The 21948-nt window shown below is 67.1% G+C and carries 16 protein-coding genes and 3 rRNA genes; 5 read left to right on the forward strand and 14 right to left on the reverse strand.

All coding sequences use genetic code 11. The features are described from left to right. Nucleotides 1-100 precede the first annotated feature (100 nt). The 4 genes from OG898_RS09445 to OG898_RS09460 all read left to right on the forward strand — a co-directional run bounded on the left by OG898_RS09445 (nt 101) and on the right by OG898_RS09460 (nt 5122). Nucleotides 101-1333: a transposase gene (locus OG898_RS09445; protein WP_250741031.1), complete on the forward strand. Its 1233-nt coding sequence runs from the start codon at nt 101-103 to the stop codon at nt 1331-1333. 123 nt (nt 1334-1456) lie between these two features. Then, complete coding sequence (locus OG898_RS09450; protein ID WP_250741032.1) at nt 1457-2455, forward strand: HAD family phosphatase; 999 nt, start codon at nt 1457-1459, stop codon at nt 2453-2455. A gap of 361 nt (nt 2456-2816) precedes the next feature. Further along, nucleotides 2817-3635, forward strand: coding sequence for an ECF subfamily RNA polymerase sigma factor, BldN family (locus OG898_RS09455; protein ID WP_243340126.1), 819 nt, complete (start codon nt 2817-2819; stop codon nt 3633-3635). A 269-nt stretch (nt 3636-3904) separates the two neighbouring features. Then, a complete protein-coding gene (locus OG898_RS09460; RefSeq protein WP_250741033.1) occupies nt 3905-5122 on the forward strand; it encodes a DUF5667 domain-containing protein in 1218 nt (405 codons plus the stop codon). A 99-nt stretch (nt 5123-5221) separates the two neighbouring features. Here the strand turns inward: OG898_RS09460 and OG898_RS09465 are convergent, their stop codons facing one another. The 11 genes from OG898_RS09465 to OG898_RS09515 form a co-directional block, all read right to left on the reverse strand. Continuing rightward, nucleotides 5222-6223: a lysophospholipid acyltransferase family protein gene (locus OG898_RS09465; RefSeq protein ID WP_266956136.1), complete on the reverse strand. Its 1002-nt coding sequence runs from the start codon at nt 6221-6223 to the stop codon at nt 5222-5224. Beyond that, nucleotides 6223-7278, reverse strand: coding sequence for an NAD-dependent epimerase/dehydratase family protein (locus OG898_RS09470; RefSeq protein WP_250741035.1), 1056 nt, complete (start codon nt 7276-7278; stop codon nt 6223-6225). The genes OG898_RS09465 and OG898_RS09470 overlap by 1 nt, the downstream gene beginning before the upstream one ends. 95 nt (nt 7279-7373) lie before the next feature. Next, a complete protein-coding gene (locus OG898_RS09475) occupies nt 7374-7472 on the reverse strand; it encodes an AURKAIP1/COX24 domain-containing protein (protein ID WP_003948845.1) in 99 nt (32 codons plus the stop codon). A gap of 142 nt (nt 7473-7614) precedes the next feature. Then, nucleotides 7615-7824 carry a helix-turn-helix domain-containing protein gene (locus OG898_RS09480; protein WP_162688852.1) on the reverse strand — a complete coding sequence of 70 codons (210 nt, stop codon included), beginning with the start codon at nt 7822-7824 and terminating at the stop codon, nt 7615-7617. 114 nt (nt 7825-7938) lie between these two features. Then, nucleotides 7939-8769, reverse strand: a complete 831-nt coding sequence (locus OG898_RS09485; RefSeq protein ID WP_250741036.1) for a phosphatase — start codon at nt 8767-8769, stop codon at nt 7939-7941. A 217-nt stretch (nt 8770-8986) separates the two neighbouring features. Then, nucleotides 8987-10138 carry an acetoin utilization protein AcuC gene (locus OG898_RS09490; protein WP_266960157.1) on the reverse strand — a complete coding sequence of 384 codons (1152 nt, stop codon included), beginning with the start codon at nt 10136-10138 and terminating at the stop codon, nt 8987-8989. Beyond that, a complete protein-coding gene (locus tag OG898_RS09495) occupies nt 10110-11339 on the reverse strand; it encodes an MFS transporter (protein WP_266956137.1) in 1230 nt (409 codons plus the stop codon). The genes OG898_RS09490 and OG898_RS09495 overlap by 29 nt, the downstream gene beginning before the upstream one ends. Nucleotides 11340-11398: 59 nt before the next feature. Then, nucleotides 11399-12097 (reverse strand): HAD family phosphatase, encoded by a 699-nt coding sequence (locus OG898_RS09500; RefSeq protein ID WP_250741038.1) that lies wholly within the window; start codon nt 12095-12097, stop codon nt 11399-11401. A 267-nt stretch (nt 12098-12364) separates the two neighbouring features. Continuing rightward, nucleotides 12365-12482, reverse strand: a 5S ribosomal RNA gene (rrf, locus tag OG898_RS09505). A gap of 74 nt (nt 12483-12556) precedes the next feature. Continuing rightward, a 23S ribosomal RNA gene (locus tag OG898_RS09510) occupies nt 12557-15680 on the reverse strand. A gap of 283 nt (nt 15681-15963) precedes the next feature. Next, a 16S ribosomal RNA gene (locus OG898_RS09515) occupies nt 15964-17488 on the reverse strand. Together the 16S, 23S and 5S rRNA genes form the textbook arrangement of a ribosomal RNA operon. Before the next feature lie 925 nt (nt 17489-18413). Between OG898_RS09515 and trpS the strand changes: the two genes are divergently transcribed. Further along, entirely contained in the window at nt 18414-19412 is a 999-nt protein-coding gene (gene trpS / locus OG898_RS09520; protein WP_266956139.1) for a tryptophan--tRNA ligase, read from the forward strand. Nucleotides 19413-19477: 65 nt separating this feature from the next. Here trpS and proC read toward each other — a convergent pair whose 3' ends face one another. The 3 genes from proC to OG898_RS09535 form a co-directional block, all read right to left on the reverse strand. Beyond that, nucleotides 19478-20287 (reverse strand): pyrroline-5-carboxylate reductase, encoded by an 810-nt coding sequence (proC, locus tag OG898_RS09525; RefSeq protein WP_266956141.1) that lies wholly within the window; start codon nt 20285-20287, stop codon nt 19478-19480. Nucleotides 20288-20400: 113 nt separating this feature from the next. Next, complete coding sequence (locus OG898_RS09530; protein WP_266956143.1) at nt 20401-21138, reverse strand: ABC transporter permease; 738 nt, start codon at nt 21136-21138, stop codon at nt 20401-20403. Then, nucleotides 21135-21941 carry an ABC transporter ATP-binding protein gene (locus OG898_RS09535; protein ID WP_266956145.1) on the reverse strand — a complete coding sequence of 269 codons (807 nt, stop codon included), beginning with the start codon at nt 21939-21941 and terminating at the stop codon, nt 21135-21137. The genes OG898_RS09530 and OG898_RS09535 overlap by 4 nt, the downstream gene beginning before the upstream one ends. Nucleotides 21942-21948 lie beyond the last annotated feature (7 nt).

Here is a 21948-nt window from a genome sequence, read left to right on the forward strand (position 1 = left end):
CGAGGACGGCCGATCGCAGACAGACATCAAGCATCGCCCACTCGTTCGAGTGAGGCAGTGAGATTCGGGAGAACGTTGCGGACGGCGACCCTACGTTGGCGTGGTGACGAAATCGAGCGAAGCGGAGGCGACCGGGTGCGTCCGGTACACCTACCGGCTTCGCGCGTCGTCGAACGCCCGTGCCGCACTGCTGGCCGAGTGGGACCGGTGCAGGTGGATCTGGAACGAGTGTGTGGCCAAATCGAAGCAGGTCCACGCCTTCAACCAGGCCCGCCAACCGGGCGAGGACAAACAGACGTGCGGTCCAGCAGAGCTCGGCCGGATGCTGACGGCTGCCCGCACCGGCACTTTGTGGCTGCGGGAGGGGGCGAGCGTCCCCCAGCAGCAGCTGGTTCGGGACTTCGGGAAGTCGCGAGCCAAAGCCCAGCAGGACATCAAGGCCCGGCTCCCCATCCCTCGGCGGGCCCAGATGCCCCGCTGGAAGAAGAAGCGCGAAGCCGACCCCAGCCTCAACTACACCAAGCGCGGGTTCCGGATCAAGGGCGGGCGTCTGCACCTGGCAGGCGGGATCGCACTCACGGTGGTGTGGTCGCGAGATCTCCCGGGAGATCCGTCATCCGTGCGCGTGTACCGGGACAGCATCGGCCACTGGTACTGCTCGTTCGTCGTGCCACGCACTGTGGATCCACTGCCTGCAACTGGTACCGCGATCGGTATCGACTGGGGTGTGACCGAGACCGCGACGACCACCAGTGAGGTTCACGACCTTCCGCATCCCCGACACGGGAAGAATGCGGCGGTGAGGCTGACCAGGTACCAGCGCATGATGGCCCGCCGCCGCTCGCCGAGGGGCAAGAAACAGTCGAAGGGCTATCAGGAAGCCCGGAAGCGGACGGCCAAGCTGCACAAGAAGGTCGCCCGGCAGCGGCTGGACACCGCACGCAAATGGGCCAAGCGCGTTGTCCGCGACCACGACGCACTCGCCGTCGAGGACTTCCGCCCGAGGTTCCTCGCCAAGTCGAGCATGGCCAAGAAGGCCGCTGACGCCGCCATCGGCGCCACCAAAACGGCCCTGATCGAAATGGGCCGCAAGCACGGTCGTACCGTGCACATGGTCCACCCCGCGTACACAACGATGGACTGCGCGCACTGCGGAGCGAGAGCCAAGCACGCACTGCCGCTGGGAGCACGTACCTACACCTGCACAACCTGCGGAACAGTGTCCCCACGGGACAGGAACTCCGCACGCGTGATGCTCGTCCGGGCAGGTCTGAACCCGGCCGGCGTCGAGAGCGGAAGACCTGACGGACCGCCGGTTCGTCAGGCAGCTTGAGCCGAAAATCCCCACCCACACCCGAAGGAGACGGAGTCCCGTTCACCTTCAGGGAGGGGAGCATTCAAATCCCTGATTCCCATCGGTTCGGGAACTCCCGAACACAGTGGCTATGCTCGCGTCATGGCCGCTCTGGGATGGCTCACCCCCCGTAGGCGCTCCGCCACCGCGCGGAGCGTGCTGGCAGGCGAGGCCTCGGCCGAGGCCGCCCGCAAGACCGCACTGGCCGACGAACTGCCCGGCGGCGCCGACTTCCCCGGAACCACCGAAGCGGAACGCGCGGCAGAGGCGGAGCCGGAGGCTCCACAGGAGGCCGCCGAACCCGCCGAGCCGGAGTTCCCCGTCGCCGGCGACGACCTGGCCGCCGCCTTCTTCGACCTCGACAACACCGTCATGCAGGGCGCCGCGATCTTCCACTTCGGCCGCGGCCTCTACAAGCGGGAGTTCTTCCGCCGCCGCGAGCTGGCCCGCTTCGCCTGGCAGCAGGCCTGGTTCCGGCTCGCCGGGGTCGAGGACCCCGAGCACATGCAGGACGCCCGCGACAGCGCGCTGTCCATCGTCAAGGGACACAAGGTCTCCGAACTGATGTCCATCGGCGAGGAGATCTACGACGAGTACATGGCGGTGCGGATCTGGCCGGGCACCCGAGCCCTGGCCCAGGCCCACCTCGACGCCGGCCAGAAGGTCTGGCTCGTCACGGCCGCCCCCGTGGAGACCGCCACGATCATCGCCCGCCGGCTCGGCCTGACCGGAGCCCTCGGCACCGTCGCCGAATCCGTGGACGGCGTATACACCGGCCGGCTGGTCGGCGAGCCGCTGCACGGCCCCGCCAAGGCGGAGGCGGTCCGCGCCCTGGCCGCCGCCGAGGGACTGGACCTCGCGCGCTGCGCGGCGTACAGCGATTCGCACAACGACATTCCGATGCTGTCCCTGGTCGGACATCCGTACGCGATCAATCCCGACACAAAACTGCGCAAGCATGCCCGCTCCAACGACTGGCGCCTGCGCGACTATCGGACCGGCCGCAAGGCCGTGAAGATCGGCGTCCCGGCCGCCGCGGGCGTCGGCGCGATCGCGGGCGGCACGGCCGCCGCCATCGCCCTGCACCGCCGCCGCAAGTAGCGGCTACGGGGCCCTGCCCGGCCTCCCGCCCCACCCCGCCCGGCACCCTCCCCCGACCGGGACATTCGCTCACCTCTACCCGCGCCTCCGGCGCGGCACTCCGCCCTGCCCTACTCGGTCGCGAGCCATCGTGGAAGCAGGCATTCCGCGCACCCAACTGATCAAGAATCGATCACCATCTGTGCCTGAATATGCCCTCGACACGCAACAGAAGTGTCGTAACCGGTGATTTGAGCAACTGGGTGTAGCGCCGCCTGTACGAAGCGTTATTCTCCTCAAACGCATGCCACCGCCATCTGTCGCTACGACGGGTGAACGGTCCCGCACTGCACGTGATGGAAGCTCTGCCTCTGGGAGTCCCGTGTACCCACCTGTCGGGGTTGACGCCTCGGGCCTGGCTACGCTGCGCGCAACGGTCCTCGACCAGCTGCGCGGCTTCGTCCCCACCGCGTACACCGTCCCCGCATTCGCCACCGCGGTCCCCGCCGGACTCGGCCCGGCCGGTCCTTGCTATGCCCTGACCGACGGCGGGGCAACGGTGGGCAGACGCGGTCGCGCCGGCGGCTCGTCCGCCGGGGGCGCAGCCGCCGGGACCACCGCGCCCGCCGCCCGCCGTCCCACCGCGGACAGCGACCAGGCCCGCATGATGGACCTGGTCGAACGCGCCCAGGCCGGCGAGGCCGATGCCTTCGGTCGCCTGTACGACCAGTACAGCGACACCGTCTACCGCTACATCTATTACCGCGTCGGCGGCAAGGCGACCGCGGAGGATCTCACCAGCGAGACCTTCCTGCGTGCGCTGCGCCGTATCTCCACCTTCACCTGGCAGGGCCGCGACTTCGGCGCCTGGCTCGTGACGATCGCCCGCAACCTGGTCGCCGACCACTTCAAGTCGAGCCGCTTCCGCCTGGAAGTCACCACCGGCGAAATGCTCGACGCCAACGAGGTGGAACGGTCCCCCGAGGACTCCGTCCTGGAGTCCCTCTCCAACGCGGCCCTGCTGGAAGCCGTACGGAAACTCAATCCGCAGCAGCAGGAGTGCGTGACCTTGCGCTTCCTGCAGGGCCTCTCGGTCGCCGAGACGGCCAGGGTGATGGGAAAGAACGAGGGTGCCATCAAGACCCTCCAGTACCGGGCGGTCCGCACCCTGGCCCGCCTGCTCCCCGACGACGCCCGCTGACGCCGCCCTCCTCTCACATTTCGGTACACCTCCCTGATGACCTTGATGACACCGACGACAGTGACGACACTGCCGAATCCAACGACGCTGTGGTCCGATCATCCTTCGTCCGTAACCCAAGTGCCGCGCCGCTCGTTGTGGGGAATGCAGGCTCCCTGTGGACAAGCCCTGCCCGAAGCCGCTCACTCGAAAGGGTGGATGTGCTCAAGGAAGGCAACCTTCCGGACACCTTGGGGAGTCGATCGTCATGACGAGAGGAGGTGCCGCCAGTGATCGCGAACGTGACTCCGCACCGGCGGGCGAACGCCTTCGCCCAGGCCCTGGAGGAGCGGACCCCGTCCGACCTTTCGGAACCGGACCCGGCGGCCGAGCAGTCCGAGGCACCTGCCGAACCTGCCGACCACGACCGGTTGTTGGCCCTGGCGAGCGTGCTCGGCGAAAGAATGCCGCGCCCGGTGCTGGACCCCGAGGTCAAAGTGGTGCAACGAGCCCAGCTCATTGCCGCCATGGAAGCCAAGGTGATGGAAGAGAGGGCCGGGGGCGGCGTGGCCGCCGACCCTCAAGTGCCCGAACAGCGGACCGGCCGCGGCGCCCACCGGGCGACCTCGCTCCGGAAATTGCGGCCCCGCTCCCGCTGGTCCAAGGGCATCGCGGCAGGCGGTCTCACCGTAGGTGTGGCCGCGGGGGCCTTCAGCGGAGTGGCCGCTGCCAGCACGGACGCCCTGCCGGGTGACCATCTGTACCCCGTGAAGCGGGGCATGGAGGACATCAGGCTCGGGATGGCCGACGGCGATTCGGACCGGGGCGAGCTCTATCTCGACCAGGCCTCGAGCCGTCTGTCGGAGGCCCGCCGGCTCATGGAGCGCGGCCGTCTCGGCGCGCTCGACCACGAGTCACTCGGCGAGATCCGCCGAGCCCTCGCGGGCATGAAGCACGACGCCTCGGAGGGCCACCGGCTGCTCCAGGCCGCCTACGAACGGGACGGCTCACTCGGCCCGATCCAGGCACTGTCCTCGTTCTCCCGTTCCCACCGGGACGCGTGGGCCAAGCTCCGGGGCAACCTCCCCGCGCAGCTCACGGACGTGGGCGGTGAGGTGGAGTCGGTCTTCCAGGCCATAGACCAAGACGTGGCGCCGCTCCAGAGTCTGCTCCCGAAGCCTCCGGAACAGACCCGCGGCTCCGGCCCCTCCACCAAGCCGAGCGCCCCGGCGGGCAAGCAGCAGGCGACGCCCTCCCCGGGCGCACCGTCCACGGCCCCCCACCCGCCCACGGACCAGACCTCGGGTTCCCCGAAGGCCCCGGCCCCGGGCGGCGGCGGTCTCCTGGGCAACACGGGCAACCTCCTGAACCCGCCCGCGGGCCAGGGCCAGCCCACCCCGTCCGAGTCCGGCGGCGCCCCCGCTCCGGCCCACCCGGACATCACCCTCCCGCCCCTCCTCCCCGGCCTCCTCCCAGGCCTGGGCATCAAGGCGGAGGACGCCGACTAGCGCCTGTCGGCGCCGGACGACGCAGAGCGCCGGCGGAGCTGGAAGATCCAGCCCCGCCGGCGCTCTCGTCGTGCCCGGCCTCACTCGTCGTGCCCGGCCTCAGAAGAAGACGGACCTCCGCTGCACCAGCAGCTTGTACAGCGTGTGCTGGATCTGCTCCCGCACCTGATCCGTCAGGTTGAACATCAGCATCGGATCCTCGGCGGCCTCCGGCGCGTACCCGTCCGTCGGAATCGGCTCCCCGAACTGGATCGTCCACTTCGTCGGCAGCGGCACCGCCCCCAGCGGCCCCAGCAGCGGAAACGTCGGCGTGATCGGGAAGTACGGGATCCCCAGCAGCCGCGCCAGCGTCTTCGAGTTCCCGATCATGGGGTAGATCTCCTCCGCCCCCACGATCGAGCAGGGCACGATCGGCGTCCCCGCACGCAGCGCGGTCGACACGAACCCGCCCCGCCCGAACCGCTGGAGCTTGTACCGGTCCCCGAACGGCTTCCCTATCCCCTTGAAGCCCTCGGGCATCACGCCCACCAGCTCCCCGGCCTCCAGCAGCCGCTGCGCGTCCTCCGCGCAGGCCAGCGTGTGCCCGGCCTTCCGCGCGAGCTCGTTCACCACGGGGAGCATGAACACCAGGTCGGCCGCCAGCAGTCGCAGGTGCCGCTGCGCCGGGTGCTGGTCGTGCACGGCGACCTGGAGCATCAGGCCGTCCAGCGGCAAGGTCCCGGAGTGGTTCGCCACGATCAGCGCGCCGCCCTCCTTCGGGATGTTCTCGATGCCCTTGACCTCGACCCGGAAGTACTTGTCGTACAGCGGCCGCATCAGGGACATCAGGACCTGGTCCGTCAGCTCCTTGTCGTAGCCGAAGTCGTCGACCTCGTACTCCCCGGTGATCCGGCGCCGCAGGAACGCCAGCCCGCCGGCGATCCGCCGGTCCCAGGCGTCCGCCGCAGCCGGCTCCGGTACGGCCTCCACCACCGGCTCCGGACCGGTCGGCGCCGCGACGGGCGTGACCGGCGCCTCCGGCGCGACCCGTACCCGCCGGGCGGGCGAGGACCGCCGTCTCGGCCGGTCCTCGTCGAACGGAATGACCTTGGCGTCCGCCACTATCGCTTCGCTCCATCCATGTCCACGTCCAGCAACCCCGCCACCCGGTCCACGGCCCGCCCCACCCGGTCCGGCGGCAGCAGCCCGCCGCCCCGGCTCCGCGTGAAGTCGGCGAAGGTCTCGGCGGTCGTATACATCGGCTCGAATCCCAGCGCCTCCCGCATCTGCGTGGTCTCCACGACCCGCCCGTGCGTGAGGAGCCTTATCTGCTCCGGCGAGAAGTCCGTCGCCCCGACCGCCCGCAGCGCCGCGCCCACCCAGGTCACCGCGGGCAGCAGCAGCGGCACCGTCGGCCGTCCCAGCCGCCGCGCGCACTGCGACAGCAGCAGCACCCCGTCGCCGGCGATGTTGAAGGTCCCGCTGAGCCCGCCGGGCCCGCTGGTCTGCGAGGCCAGCCGCAGCACGTCCAGTACGTCGTCCTCGTGCACGAACTGCAACCGCGGGTCGTAGCCCAGCACGGTCGGGATGAGCGGCATCGAGAAGTACTCGGCGAGCGCCGAGTCGGCGAAGGGCCCGAGGATGTTCGCGAACCGCAGCACGCAGACCGCGACGTCGGGCCGCCTGCGCGCGAAGCCGCGTACGTACCCCTCGACCTCGGTGGCGTCCTTGGCGAAGCCGGCCGCGGGCAGCGACTTCGGCTGCGTGGTCTCGGTGAAGACGGCCGGATCCCGCGAGGTGCCCCCGTACACACTGGTACTGGACTTCACCACGAGCCGCCGCACCGTCGGGGACTTCTGGCAGGCTCCCAGGAGCTGCATCGTCCCGATGACGTTGGTTTCCTTGACGGTGCTGTACGAACCGGAGCCCGCGCCCGTCGCCGCTCCCCCGGTGACCGCGAGATGGACCACCGTGTCGACGGCGTTCTCGGCCAGCACCCGGGCGATGGCCGACTGTCTGATGTCCGCACGGACGAACTCGGCCGAGCCGAGCGTGTGCGGCGGGGTCACCGCGTCGACCGCGATCACCCGCTCGACCTCGGGGTCCCGCTGGATCCGCCGCACGAAGCGGCCCCCCAGCTGCCGGGCAGCCCCGGTGACCAGCACGACCTTCCCCACGAGCTCAGCGCCTCCCTCGAAGAAGTCCCCCGGCTGCACCGCAGCCCCTCCACCAGAATGGTGGAGGGGCTGCGGTAAACACGTACAGCTGCCGTTTACTTCTTGTTACGGCGCTGGACGCGGGTGCGCTTGAGCAGCTTGCGGTGCTTCTTCTTAGCCATCCGCTTGCGCCGCTTCTTGATAACAGAGCCCACGACTACCCTCGCTCACTTCTCTTCATTCGGTGCGGGGCGTCGGGGCCCACACGACCTACGTCGGCCTAGCCTACCCGCCCGAGCTCTGAGCTTGTAATCCGCGTGCCCCCGAGGGGTAACCGCAGGCTCCCGACCTCACCCCTCAGGCCGATTCCACCCCCACAAAAGACTCGCGGAGGTACTCGTGCACCGCATTTTCGGGGACCCGGAAGGACCGGCCCACCCGGATTGCGGGCAGATGTCCGTTGTGCACCAAGCGGTACACGGTCATCTTCGACACTCGCATCACCGAGGCGACCTCCGCCACGGTCAGGAACTGAACCTCACTGAGAGGCCTCTCGCCAGCAGCCATGACACACCTTGACCTTCCGCGCATGACGGGCACCGGCTTCCCCTCCGGTTACGCCCCGTCGTCGCACGCTCACTCCCCAGAGTAGGGGCGTGTGATACGAGTGGGGAAGAGGAGCTACGTCCACTCCTGCCGACCCGACAGACTCGCCCGATTGAGTACATAGCGAGTGAGCGGTCGGTAGTAGTCCGCGCGCACCGCGTCATCAAGTGGAACCGCCACCGACACCTGCCCCTCGGCTTCCCCCACGAACAGCGCGGGATCATCGGTATCGGCCAGCCCGATCGCCTCCACACCAAGCTGACCTGCACCGCAGACCCACCCGTGGTCCCCCACCACGAGCTCCGGCAACGGCCCGCCGGCCTCCGCGAGCGCCCCGAGGGCGATCCGAACCGGCAGCGGCGAATGGGAGTGCGCGCCGGTGTCACTCCCGTCCGGCCGCGCGCCGTCTTCCCGCACCAGTGCGACCCCTCGTACGTAATCGATGCGGTGCGTGCGTACGCCGAAGCGGGTCTGCATGTCCACGGGTGCCCCCCACGCCGGGGTGAGGACATCACAGCCCGCCGCCGACAGCGCCCCCGCCAAGGTGGCGTAGAACTCCAGGAGCCGGTGCGGGTGACCGGTCCCGAACAGCACCGGCGCCCGGGCCCCGGCCACGGCCCGCAGCCGCTCCGCGAAGGCCTCCAGCCCCGCCACCGTCAGCTCCGGATCGATCACGTCCGGCCCGCTGACGTGCGCGGGGTCCGCAGAGACCCCGCACTTCTGCGCCATCAGCCGCAGCAGGTCACCCTCGCCCCACGCCCACGCGGGGTCCAGTCCCAGCAGCACCCGCGGATCCCGCGCCGCGAACAGCCGGTAACTGCGCAGGCTTTCCTCCCGAGAGGTCGCGACGGGCCCGGCCAGGCGGGCGGCCAACAGATGCGCACGCAACGCGCCGGTACTCAACACCCTCCCGATGCTCCCGCACCAACCCTGACCCCTCACCAGTTCCGGCCATTCCCCCACCCGTTGGCCCAACCAATCCAGCCCCACTGGCGTTTGAGGCGCCGGCCATATCCAGCCTCGCCGGCGTTTGAGGCGCGGGGTCTGGGGCGGAGCCCCAGGGGGTCCGGGGCGCAGCCCCGGGGAACGGTGGAAGGGCGGGTAGGGGACGGCCCCGCAGGGCTCAGGCCAGCAGCCCCCGCAGGGGGAACACCGCCCGCCGCGTGGCGAGCACAGCCTGGTCGATCCGATCCGCAGGGTCGTAACCACCCTCCCAGTCCCGCCAGACGGGCACCCGCCCATCGGTCATCCGCCCGGGCGCCACCTCCCGCGTCCGCGCATACACCGCATCCCGCCAAGACCCCGGCACAGCCGTCTCGGGATCGATCGGCCGATGCCCGGCAATGCCCACCAGATGCGTCCACGACCGCGGCACGACGTCGACCACGGCGTACCCGCCCCCACCGAGGGCCAGCCACCGCCCACCCTCGACGCACGCGTGCGCCAGCTCGTGGCACGCCTCCTGCACGGCCCGCTGCGCATCCAACGACACCGCCAGGTGCGCCAACGGGTCCTCCACATGCGTATCCGCCCCGTGCTGCGTCACCAGCACCTGCGGCGCGAAGTCCTCCAACAGCTCCGGCACCACCGCGTGGAAGGCCCGCAGCCACCCCTCGTCCCCGGTCCCGGCGGGCAGCGCGATGTTCACCGCCGACCCCTCCGCCGCCGGCCCGCCCGTCTCCTCCGGCCAGCCCGTCTGCGGGAACAGCGTCCGCGGATGCTCGTGCATCGAGATCGTCAGCACCCGGGGGTCGTCCCAGAACGCCGCCTGGACCCCGTCCCCGTGGTGCACGTCGACATCCACATAGGCGACCCGCTCGGCCCCCAGCTCCAGCAGCCGCGCGATCGCCAGCGCCGCGTCGTTGTACACGCAGAAACCCGCCGCCCCGCCCGGCATCGCGTGGTGCAGCCCGCCGGCGAAGTTCACGGCGTGCTCGGCCTCCCCGCGCCAGATAGCCTCGGCCGCCGCGACCGACTGCCCGGCGATCAGCGCGGACGCCTCGTGGATCCCGTGGAACGCCGGATCGTCCGCCGTCCCCAGCCCGTACGAACCGTCGGCGACCCCCGGGTCGGCGGACACCTCGCGCACGGCCGCCACGTAGTCCTCGCGGTGGACCAGCCGCAGCGTCGAATCACCGGCCGGCCGGCCCGCCCGAACCTCCAGCTCCCGGTCGAGCCCGAAGGCCCGTACCAGGCCCATGGTCAGCTCCAGGCGCACCGGGTCCATCGGATGGCCCGGCCCGAAGTCATACCTCGTTACCGCCTGGTCCCACATCAACAGCCCGGTCACCGGTTCGCCGCTCATGCCGGACACCGTATCGGGCGGGCTCCGTACCGAACGAGCGGGCATAGAAGAGAGTGACGAGGACCAACACCATCGGCACGAGCATCGCCCCCCGGTAGCTCCAGGCGTCCCCGATCCCGCCCACGAGCGGCGCCCCGATCAGGAATCCGACGTAGTTGAAGATGTTGAGCCGCGCGATCGCGGTGTCGGAGGATCCCGGGAACAGCCGCCCCGCGGCGGCGAAGGTCTGCGGCACGATCACGCACAGCCCGAACCCCAGCAGGGTGAAGCCGAGCATCCCCACCCACGCCCCGGGCGCCGCCGCGACCACGGCGAACCCGCCCGCCGCGACGACCGTCCCGATCCGTACGACGGCCACGGCCCCGAAGCGCCGCACCCCGAGGTCCCCGACGGCCCGCCCGAGCAGGGTGGTCACCATGTAGACGTTGTACGGAACGGTGGCGAGCTGCTCGGAGCTGCCCAGCACGTCCTGGAGGTACTTGGCGCTCCAGTTCGAGACCGTCGAGTCCCCGATGTACGCGCACGCCATCACCAGGCACAGCGGCAGCAGCAGCTTGAACCCGCCCGGCCCGAGCCCCTTGGCGGCGTCGGAGCCGGCGGCCTTGCCGTCCTGGTCCACGTAGAACCGGCTGGCGAGGAGCGCGAGCGGCAGCAGGACCACCACCGCGGGCAGGTAGGAGGTGAAGAGCGAGAGCTGCCAGTGCGCCCCCGCCCACGCGGCGGAAGCGCCCAGGATCCCGCCGAGGCTGTACGAGGCGTGGAAGCCGAGCATGATGCTGCGCCCGTACGCGCCCTGCAGGCTCACCCCGAGCATGTTCATGGAGGCGTCGAGCGCCCCCACGAACAGCCCGAACGCCCCGAGCGCCAGGGCCACGTGCCACATCTCGCTGCCGGCGCCGACCCCCAGCAGGGCGAGCAGCACGAGCGGCTGCGCCCACCGCAGTACGGTGCTGGGCGCGACCCGCTTCACCAGGTGCTCGGTGGCCACGCTGGACACACCGGCGAGGATCGGCACGGCGGCCAGGAAGACGGGCAGCAGTGCGTCGGATATCCCGTACCGGTCCTGAATGGCGGGGATCCGCGTCACGAGCAGCGCGAAGGCCACGCCCTGCACGAAGAAACTGAACCCCAACGCCCCGCGCCCGCGGCGCAGCCGCACGTCTGCTGTCATGGCGGCTCAGCGTAGGCGCCGGTGCTACCGGTGGGTAGAGCGATCACATATCGATTGGGTCAGTGCGAGAACCCACCGCTGTAGCCGGTGTATCCGGATCCCGCGCCCTCCTCCAGCCCCAGCAGGCCGGCCAGCTGGTTCATGTCGCCGAAGTATCCGGTGGCACCGGGCAGCCGGTCCGCGGGCATCATCGCGGTGTACGCGAGCACGTCCATCCCCGCGGCCAGCGCGGCCTGGACGCCCAGCGGGCTGTCCTCGATGACCACGCACCGGCCGGGTGCCACACCCATCTGGTCCGCGGCGTGCAGGAACAGATCGGGGGCGGGCTTGCCCTGCCCGACGTCCTCCGAACTGAAGATCCACTCCTCCTCGAACCACTCGTCGAGGCCGGCCGCCCGGTGCCCGACCCTGATCCGCTCGTGGCTCCCGGAGGAGGCGAGGCAGTACGCGGTCCCGCTCTCGACCAGAGCCGCCAGTACCCCCTCGACCCCGGGCACGGGCTTGAGCTCCCGTTCGAAGGCCGCGAAGGTACGGGCGTGCAGCGTGCTGTCGAAGTCGGCCGGCAGCGCCTGCCCGGTCCGCTCCCGCACCAGGTCGTGGACCCGGTGGACCGCGGCCCCCATGTAGTCGCGGAGCGACTCCTCGTACGAGGTCGGGTGGCCCAGCTCGGTCAGGTACCCGGCGAGGATGCTGTTGGCGAGCGGCTCACTGTCCACCAGCACGCCGTCGTTGTCGAAGATGACGAGGTCGTAGCCCATGCGACAACCCTACGAGCCGTCAGTGCCAATCCATCCGGACCCCATGCCGGGCATCCGCAGGACATCCAAAGATCCTGCCCTCCCCGCCGACGGGCCGCCGACCGGCCTGCCAGGCCCCGCACGGGTCCTTGACGCGTCACCCGCACCCGTCGGCAACTACGTCAGCGGCCGGCCCGCCTCCTCGTACGTGGTCAACGATGCTGGCCGGCCCGTAAACGCAGAAAAGCCCCGTACCGGTTTCCCGGTACGGGGCTTTCTACAATGATTGTTCGGCGGCGTCCTACTCTCCCACAGGGTCCCCCCTGCAGTACCATCGGCGCTGAAAGGCTTAGCTTCCGGGTTCGGAATGTAAACCGGGCGTTTCCCTAACGCTATGACCACCGAAACACTATGAAGTTAACCAACCGGATATGAACACAGTTCGTTACTTCAGAACTAACACAGTGGACGCGAGCAACTGAGGACAAGCCCTCGGCCTATTAGTACCAGTCAGCTCCACCCGTTACCGGGCTTCCACATCTGGCCTATCAACCCAGTCGTCTACTGGGAGCCTTACCCTCTCAAGGAGGTGGGAATACTCATCTTGAAGCAGGCTTCCCGCTTAGATGCTTTCAGCGGTTATCCCTCCCGAACGTAGCCAACCAGCCATGCCCTTGGCAGGACAACTGGCACACCAGAGGTTCGTCCGTCCCGGTCCTCTCGTACTAGGGACAGCCCTTCTCAATATTCCTACGCGCACAGCGGATAGGGACCGAACTGTCTCACGACGTTCTAAACCCAGCTCGCGTACCGCTTTAATGGGCGAACAGCCCAACCCTTGGGACCGACTCCAGCCCCAGGATGCGACGAGCCGACATCGAGGTGCCAAACCATCCCGTCGATATGGACTCTTGGGGAAGATCAGCCTGTTATCCCCGGGGTACCTTTTATCCGTTGAGCGACGGCGCTTCCACAAGCCACCGCCGGATCACTAGTCCCGACTTTCGTCCCTGCTCGACCCGTCGGTCTCACAGTCAAGCTCCCTTGTGCACTTACACTCAACACCTGATTGCCAACCAGGCTGAGGGAACCTTTGGGCGCCTCCGTTACTTTTTGGGAGGCAACCGCCCCAGTTAAACTACCCATCAGACACTGTCCCTGATCCGGATCACGGACCGAGGTTAGACATCCAGCACGACCAGAGTGGTATTTCAACGACGACTCCACAACCACTGGCGTGGCCGCTTCAAAGTCTCCCACCTATCCTACACAAGCCGAACCGAACACCAATATCAAACTATAGTAAAGGTCCCGGGGTCTTTCCGTCCTGCTGCGCGAAACGAGCATCTTTACTCGTAGTGCAATTTCACCGGGCCTATGGTTGAGACAGTCGAGAAGTCGTTACGCCATTCGTGCAGGTCGGAACTTACCCGACAAGGAATTTCGCTACCTTAGGATGGTTATAGTTACCACCGCCGTTTACTGGCGCTTAAGTTCTCAGCTTCGCCACACCGAAATGTGACTAACCGGTCCCCTTAACGTTCCAGCACCGGGCAGGCGTCAGTCCGTATACATCGCCTTACGGCTTCGCACGGACCTGTGTTTTTAGTAAACAGTCGCTTCTCGCTGGTCTCTGCGGCCACCCCCAGCTCACGGAGTAAATCCGATCACCAGTGATGGCCCCCCTTCTCCCGAAGTTACGGGGGCATTTTGCCGAGTTCCTTAACCATAGTTCACCCGAACGCCTCGGTATTCTCTACCTGACCACCTGAGTCGGTTTAGGGTACGGGCCGCCATGAAACTCGCTAGAGGCTTTTCTCGACAGCATAGGATCATCCACTTCACCACAATCGGCTCGGCATCAGGTCTCAGCCTTATATGAGGGACGGATTTGCCTACCCCTCGGCCTACACCCTTACCCCGGGACTACCACCGCCCGGGCTGGACTACCTTCCTGCGTCACCCCATCGCTTACCTACTACAAGTCTGGTTCGCCGGCTCCACCACTTTCCTTTCCCCGAAGGGTCCGGAACGGCTTCACGGGCTTAGCATCGCCTGATTCGATATTGGGCGTTTCAAAGCGGGTACCGGAATATCAACCGGTTGTCCATCGACTACGCCTGTCGGCCTCGCCTTAGGTCCCGACTTACCCTGGGCAGATCAGCTTGACCCAGGAACCCTTAGTCAATCGGCGCACACGTTTCTCACGTGTGTATCGCTACTCATGCCTGCATTCTCACTCGTGAACCGTCCACAACTAGCTTCCGCTGCTGCTTCACCCGGCACACGACGCTCCCCTACCCATCACAGCGGGCGTTGGCCCTATTGCTGCAATGACACGACTTCGGCGGTACGCTTGAGCCCCGCTACATTGTCGGCGCGGAATCACTTGACCAGTGAGCTATTACGCACTCTTTCAAGGGTGGCTGCTTCTAAGCCAACCTCCTGGTTGTCTCTGCGACTCCACATCCTTTCCCACTTAGCGTACGCTTAGGGGCCTTAGTCGATGCTCTGGGCTGTTTCCCTCTCGACCATGGAGCTTATCCCCCACAGTCTCACTGCCACGCTCTCACTTACCGGCATTCGGAGTTTGGCTAAGGTCAGTAACCCGGTAGGGCCCATCGCCTATCCAGTGCTCTACCTCCGGCAAGAAACACGTGACGCTGCACCTAAATGCATTTCGGGGAGAACCAGCTATCACGGAGTTTGATTGGCCTTTCACCCCTAACCACAGGTCATCCCCCAGGTTTTCAACCCTGGTGGGTTCGGTCCTCCACGAAGTCTTACCTCCGCTTCAACCTGCCCATGGCTAGATCACTCCGCTTCGGGTCTAGAGCGTGCAACTCAATCGCCCTATTCGGACTCGCTTTCGCTACGGCTTCCCCACACGGGTTAACCTCGCTACACACCGCTAACTCGCAGGCTCATTCTTCAAAAGGCACGCAGTCACGACCGTTATTCCGAAGAATAACGGCGACGCTCCCACGGCTTGTAGGCACACGGTTTCAGGTACTATTTCACTCCGCTCCCGCGGTACTTTTCACCATTCCCTCACGGTACTATCCGCTATCGGTCACCAGGGAATATTTAGGCTTAGCGGGTGGTCCCGCCAGATTCACACGGGATTTCTCGGGCCCCGTGCTACTTGGGAGATTCTTAAGCAAGCCGCTGATGTTTCGTCTACGGGGGTCTTACCCTCTACGCCGGACCTTTCGCATGTCCTTCGACTACATCAACGGTTTCTGACTCGCCGACCGGCCGGCAGACCGATCAAAAGAATTCCCACAACCCCGCATGCGCAACCCCTGCCGGGTATCACACGCATACGGTTTGGCCTCATCCGGTTTCGCTCGCCACTACTCCCGGAATCACGGTTGTTTTCTCTTCCTGCGGGTACTGAGATGTTTCACTTCCCCGCGTTCCCTCCACATGCCCTATGTGTTCAGGCATGGGTGACAGCCCATGACGACTGCCGGGTTTCCCCATTCGGACACCCCCGGATCAAAGCTCAGTTGGCAGCTCCCCGGGGCCTATCGCGGCCTCTCACGTCCTTCATCGGTTCCTGGTGCCAAGGCATCCACCGTGCGCCCTTAAAAACTTGGCCTACAGATGCTCGCGTCCACTGTGTAGTTCTCAAGCAACGACCAGTCACCCATCACCCTCGTCCGGAGACGAAGTTCACTGGGGCCGGCATCGCGAAGATAAAGCCTTACGGCCGTACCCTCAGATACCCAACAACGTGCCAAGCACCAGACCTCTTCCGAATCCTCTTTCCACGCCGAAGCAGTACTTGAGAATCATCAGATCATCTGGTGCCAACTAATCAACGTTCCACCCTGAGCTGACCGTGCAGAACGTTTGTCTGCAATCGGTACTGTGCTCCTTAGAAAGGAGGTGATCCAGCCGCACCTTCCGGTACGGCTACCTTGTTACGACTTCGTCCCAATCGCCAGTCCCACCTTCGACAGCTCCCTCCCTTACGGGTTGGGCCACCGGCTTCGGGTGTTACCGACTTTCGTGACGTGACGGGCGGTGTGTACAAGGCCCGGGAACGTATTCACCGCAGCAATGCTGATCTGCGATTACTAGCAACTCCGACTTCATGGGGTCGAGTTGCAGACCCCAATCCGAACTGAGACCGGCTTTTTGAGATTCGCTCCACCTCACGGTATCGCAGCTCATTGTACCGGCCATTGTAGCACGTGTGCAGCCCAAGACATAAGGGGCATGATGACTTGACGTCGTCCCCACCTTCCTCCGAGTTGACCCCGGCGGTCTCCTGTGAGTCCCCATCACCCCGAAGGGCATGCTGGCAACACAGGACAAGGGTTGCGCTCGTTGCGGGACTTAACCCAACATCTCACGACACGAGCTGACGACAGCCATGCACCACCTGTATACCGACCACAAGGGGGGCACTATCTCTAATGCTTTCCGGTATATGTCAAGCCTTGGTAAGGTTCTTCGCGTTGCGTCGAATTAAGCCACATGCTCCGCTGCTTGTGCGGGCCCCCGTCAATTCCTTTGAGTTTTAGCCTTGCGGCCGTACTCCCCAGGCGGGGAACTTAATGCGTTAGCTGCGGCACCGACGACGTGGAATGTCGCCAACACCTAGTTCCCAACGTTTACGGCGTGGACTACCAGGGTATCTAATCCTGTTCGCTCCCCACGCTTTCGCTCCTCAGCGTCAGTAATGGCCCAGAGATCCGCCTTCGCCACCGGTGTTCCTCCTGATATCTGCGCATTTCACCGCTACACCAGGAATTCCGATCTCCCCTACCACACTCTAGCTAGCCCGTATCGAATGCAGACCCGAGGTTAAGCCTCGGGCTTTCACATCCGACGTGACAAGCCGCCTACGAGCTCTTTACGCCCAATAATTCCGGACAACGCTTGCGCCCTACGTATTACCGCGGCTGCTGGCACGTAGTTAGCCGGCGCTTCTTCTGCAGGTACCGTCACTTTCGCTTCTTCCCTGCTGAAAGAGGTTTACAACCCGAAGGCCGTCATCCCTCACGCGGCGTCGCTGCATCAGGCTTTCGCCCATTGTGCAATATTCCCCACTGCTGCCTCCCGTAGGAGTCTGGGCCGTGTCTCAGTCCCAGTGTGGCCGGTCGCCCTCTCAGGCCGGCTACCCGTCGTCGCCTTGGTGGGCCATTACCCCACCAACAAGCTGATAGGCCGCGGGCTCATCCTTCACCGCCGGAGCTTTTAACCCCCGCCCATGCAGGCAGGAGTGTTATCCGGTATTAGACCCCGTTTCCAGGGCTTGTCCCAGAGTGAAGGGCAGATTGCCCACGTGTTACTCACCCGTTCGCCACTAATCCACCCCGAAGGGCTTCATCGTTCGACTTGCATGTGTTAAGCACGCCGCCAGCGTTCGTCCTGAGCCAGGATCAAACTCTCCATGAATGTTTACCCGTAATCGGGTGCACACGCACTTAGAGCGGGACAGTCATGTCGGAATGAGACCGACCGTCCACTGCGTCCTCGCTGTGTAATTGCCTGCAAGCGTCAGGGCCGAAGCCGCGACCTCACAGGTCTTTTTTCAAAGGAACCTCATCCACCGAAATGGACGGGGTATCAACTTTTTGGCGTTGATTTTTGGCACGCTGTTGAGTTCTCAAGGAACGGACGCTTCCTTTGTACTCACCCTCTCGGGCTTTCCTCCGGGCTTTCGTTCTGTTCTGTTCTTGCGTTTCAGACTCTATCAGAGTCTGTCTCGCTTGTTTTCCGCCTTCCAGGTCTTCGCTTTCGCGTTTTCCTTTCCGGCGAGTTCGACTCTATCAGATCCTTTCGGGCCTGACTCCCAGTCAACGGGGTTTGTCGTTCGGACTGTTGGGCCCTTGCGACGAGTGAGACAGTAGCGGATTCCTTGCCCCCGAACCTAATCGGCGACTGCGTCCGTGGACGCGGATTCCTCATTCGCAAATACGCATGAAAACGGGACGACAAAGTGAGTCGTTCGTTCGAATGTGTAGTGCGGGATGGCTGTCCGGGGACCGACCGGGGTCGGCGCTCACTTCGGACAACTCGAAGAACCTTACGGATCCGGCACAGGTGTGTCAACCCCAGGCTGACCCGCCCCGCCGGGCGCGCAAACCTGACGCCGTCCTCACCCCTCAGGGTCTAGCCTCTCCCCCATGACTACGCGTGCGCTCATGCTCGACCTTCGCTGGTGGGCCGCCTGACGGCGGCCGACCATCCACGCGAGCACGCACGCGCTCGACGGCCGCCGATCACGGCGGCCGTTTCTGTTTCTCCCCTCCCGGGAGTGGCTCGGTCGCCCGACGCGGTGGCGTCGACGCCCACACCGACACGAGCAGGGAGCAGGGACATGACGAGGATCTTCAGCGGGGTCAAGCCGACGGGGCATCTGACGCTCGGGAACTACCTGGGGGCCGTACGGCAGTGGGTCGCCGCCGAGCAGAAGCCCGACGAGGCGCTGTTCTGCGTGGTCGATCTGCACGCCCTGACCGTCGAGCACGATCCGGCCCGGGTGCGCCGGCTCAGTCGGCAGGCGGCGACGCTGTTGCTCGCCGCCGGGCTGACTCCCGAGAAGTGCACGCTGTTCGTGCAGAGCCACGTGGACGAGCACGCCCGGCTCTCGTACCTGCTGGAGTGCACGGCGTCGGACGGGGAGCTGCGGCGGATGGTGCAGTACAAGGAGAAGGCGGCGAAGGCGCAGGCCTCGGGGGAAGGGGTGCGGCTGTCGCTGCTCACCTATCCCGTGCTGATGGCCGCCGACATCCTGGCGTACCGGACCGGGGAGGTGCCCGTCGGGGAGGACCAGCGGCAGCACGTCGAGCTGACCCGGGATCTGGCCGTGCGGTTCAACCAGCGGTACGGGTACACCTTCACCGTGCCCAAGGCCACGCATCCGGTGGTGGCGGCGCGGGTCATGGACCTGCAGGACCCGACCTCGAAGATGGGGAAGTCGGGGGACGCGGGGCCCGGGGTGGTGTTCATCCTCGACGAGCCCGAGGCGGTGCGGAAGAAGGTGATGCGGGCCGTCACCGACAGCGGGGACGGCGGGGTCGTCTACGACCCGGCCACGCGGCCCGGGGTCGCGAACCTGTTGGACATCCTCGCGGCCTGCACCGGGGGTGAGCCGGCCGCGCTCGCCGACGGGTACACCGGGTACGGGGCGCTCAAGCGGGACGTGGCCGACGCCGTCGTGGAGCTGCTGCGGCCGGTCCGCGTACGGCACGCGGAGCTGGCGGCCGATCCGGGGACGGTGGAGGCGGTGCTGCGTGCGGGGGCCGGGCGGGCGCGGGCGATCGCGCGGCCCGTCGTCGACGAGGCGTACCGGGCCATCGGGCTGCTGGAGCCCTGAGGGGAGTGGGCCTGGTCGTCGTCGTTACGGGGCTGCGCGCGCAGCCCCGTAACGGCCGGCGGGTGTCAGCTGTTGCCGGAGGCGAGTTCGCGGCTGCGGTCGCGGGCCGCTTCGAGGGCGGCGATCAGGGCTGCTCGTACGCCGTGCTTCTCCAGCTCCACGATCGCGTTGATGGTGGTGCCGGCCGGGGAGGTGACGGCTTCGCGGAGCTTGACCGGGTGTTCGCCGCTGTCGCGGAGCATGACGGCGGCGCCGACGGCGGCCTGGACGATGAGGTCGTGGGCCTGGGCGCGGGGCAGTCCGAGGAGGATGCCGGCGTCGGTCATGGCCTCGACGAGGTAGTAGAAGTACGCGGGGCCCGAGCCGGAGAGGGCGGTGGCCGCGTCCTGCTGGGATTCCGGGACGCGCAGGGTCTTGCCGACGCCGCCGAAGATCTCCTCGGTGTGCGCGAGGTGCGCGGCGGTGGCGTGGCTGCCGGCCGAGATGACGGACATGGCCTCGTCGACGAGGGCGGGGGTGTTCGTCATGACGCGGACGACGGGGGTGCCCTGGGCGAGGCGCTCCTCGAAGAAGGAGGTCGGGATGCCGGCCGCGCCGCTGATGACCAGGCGGTCGGCGGGGACGTGCGGGGCGAGCTCTTCGAGGAGCTTGCCCATGTCCTGCGGCTTCACGGTGAGGATCAGCGTGTCGGCGCGCTTGGCGGCCTCGGCGTTGGTGACGGCCTCGACGCCGTAGCGGGTGCGGAGCTCCTCGGCGCGTTCCGGGCGGCGGGCGGTGACGAGGAGCTTGGAGGCGGGCCAGCCGCCGCGGATCATCCCGCTGAGCAGGGCCTCGCCGATCTTGCCGGTACCGAGGACTGCGACTGTCTGGGTCATGCCCGATTCACCTCGCCGAACTGTTGGTGCGTATACGTCGTCTGCGTGTACGTCGTCTGCGTGGCCATCCTTGCATTCGGGCGGGGAGCGGCGGTGTCGTGTCCGGAGTGCGGTCAGGGTGTGCGGCGGCGGAGGGTCGCGGCGCCGAGGGTGAGCACCAGGAGGGCGCATCCGGCGACGATGCCCGCGTCGCGGACGAAGTCGGCGGTCATGTCGGTGTGGGCGAGGACCTGGTTCATGCCGTCGACGGCGTAGGACATGGGCAGGACGTTCGAGATCGCTTCCAGGACGGGCTGCATGGTGTCGCGGGCGGCGAAGAGGCCGCACAGCAGGAGCTGGGGGAAGATCACCGCCGGCATGAACTGGACGGCCTGGAACTCGGACGCCGCGAAGGCGGAGACGAAGAGGCCGAGTGCGGTGCCGAGCAGGGCGTCGAGGAGGGCGACGAGCAGGAGCAGCCACGGGGAGCCGACGACGTCGAGGCCGAGGACCCACAGGGCGACGCCGGTGGCGAGCAGGGACTGGATGACCGCCATGGCGCCGAAGGCGAGGGCGTAGCCGGCGATGAGGTCGCCCTTGCCGAGCGGCATGGCGAGGAGGCGTTCGAGGGTGCCGGAGGTGCGCTCGCGCAGGGTCGCGATGGAGGTGATCAGGAACATCGTGATGAGGGGGAAGATCCCGAGGAGGGACGCGCCGATGCCGTTGAAGGTCCGCGGGTTGCCGTCGAAGACGTAGCGGAGCAGGACCAGCATCAGTACGGGGACCAGCAGCATCAGCGCGATGGAGCGCGGGTCGTGGCGGAGCTGGCGCAGGACGCGGGCGGCGGTGGCGACGGTGCGGGCGGTGCTCATCGGGTGCTCCCGTGGGGGGCTGCGGTGACTGCGGCGGCTTCGGCGTTGGCGGCGTCGACGAGGTGGAGGAAGCCCTCTTCGACGGTGTCGGCGTGGGTACGGGTGCGCAGTGCCTCGGGGGTGTCCTGCGCGAGGAGGCGGCCCTCGCGCATGAGGAGGAGGTCGTGGCAGCGCTCGGCTTCGTCCATGACGTGGGAGGAGACGAGGAGGGTGGCGCCCCGGGTGGCGGCGAGGTCGTGGAAGAGGTTCCACAGGTCGCGGCGCAGGACCGGGTCGAGGCCGACGGTCGGTTCGTCGAGGACGAGGAGCTCGGGGCTGCCGAGGAGGGCGACCGCGAGGGAGACCCTGCTGCGCTGGCCGCCGGAGAGGTTTCCGGCGAGGGCGGTGGTGTGGGTGGTGAGGTCGACGTCGGCGATGGCCCGGGTGACGGTCTCGCGGCGGCGCTCGGCGGCGGCGCGGCCGGGGTCGAGGATCGCGGCGAAGTAGTCGAGGTTCTGCCGGACGGTGAGGTCGTCGTAGACGGAGGGCGCCTGGGTGACGTAGCCGATGCGGGAGCGGAGTCCGGGGTGGCCGGCGGGGTGGCCGAGGACGTCGAGGGTGCCGGTGACGTGGGCCTGGGTGCCGACGACGGCGCGCATCAGGGTGGACTTTCCGCAGCCGGAGGGGCCGAGGAGGCCGGTGATGCGGCCGCGGGGGACGTCGAAGGAGAGGCCGTCGAGGACGGTGCGGGGGTTGCGGCCGGTGCCGCGGCGGACGGTCAGGCCGTCGGCGTGGACGGCGGCGGCCGCTTGGTTATTCATCATGTGATGA

The sequence above is a fragment of the Streptomyces sp. NBC_00193 genome, assembly GCF_026342735.1.
Taxonomy (GTDB): domain Bacteria; phylum Actinomycetota; class Actinomycetes; order Streptomycetales; family Streptomycetaceae; genus Streptomyces; species Streptomyces stoeckheimensis.

What these genes read in the sequence shown, in the direction of transcription:
- OG898_RS09495 (WP_266956137.1), bottom strand. Translation starts at nt 11,339, where the DNA reads ATGACAGCAGACGTGCGGCTGCGCCGCGGGCGCGGGGCGTTGGGGTTC.
- OG898_RS09530 (WP_266956143.1), bottom strand. Translation starts at nt 21,138, where the DNA reads ATGAGCACCGCCCGCACCGTCGCCACCGCCGCCCGCGTCCTGCGCCAG.
- trpS (WP_266956139.1), top strand. Translation starts at nt 18,414, where the DNA reads ATGACGAGGATCTTCAGCGGGGTCAAGCCGACGGGGCATCTGACGCTC.
- OG898_RS09535 (WP_266956145.1), bottom strand. Translation starts at nt 21,941, where the DNA reads ATGATGAATAACCAAGCGGCCGCCGCCGTCCACGCCGACGGCCTGACC.
- OG898_RS09450 (WP_250741032.1), top strand. Translation starts at nt 1,457, where the DNA reads ATGGCCGCTCTGGGATGGCTCACCCCCCGTAGGCGCTCCGCCACCGCG.
- OG898_RS09480 (WP_162688852.1), bottom strand. Translation starts at nt 7,824, where the DNA reads ATGGCTGCTGGCGAGAGGCCTCTCAGTGAGGTTCAGTTCCTGACCGTG.
- OG898_RS09500 (WP_250741038.1), bottom strand. Translation starts at nt 12,097, where the DNA reads ATGGGCTACGACCTCGTCATCTTCGACAACGACGGCGTGCTGGTGGAC.
- proC (WP_266956141.1), bottom strand. Translation starts at nt 20,287, where the DNA reads ATGACCCAGACAGTCGCAGTCCTCGGTACCGGCAAGATCGGCGAGGCC.
- OG898_RS09490 (WP_266960157.1), bottom strand. Translation starts at nt 10,138, where the DNA reads ATGTGGGACCAGGCGGTAACGAGGTATGACTTCGGGCCGGGCCATCCG.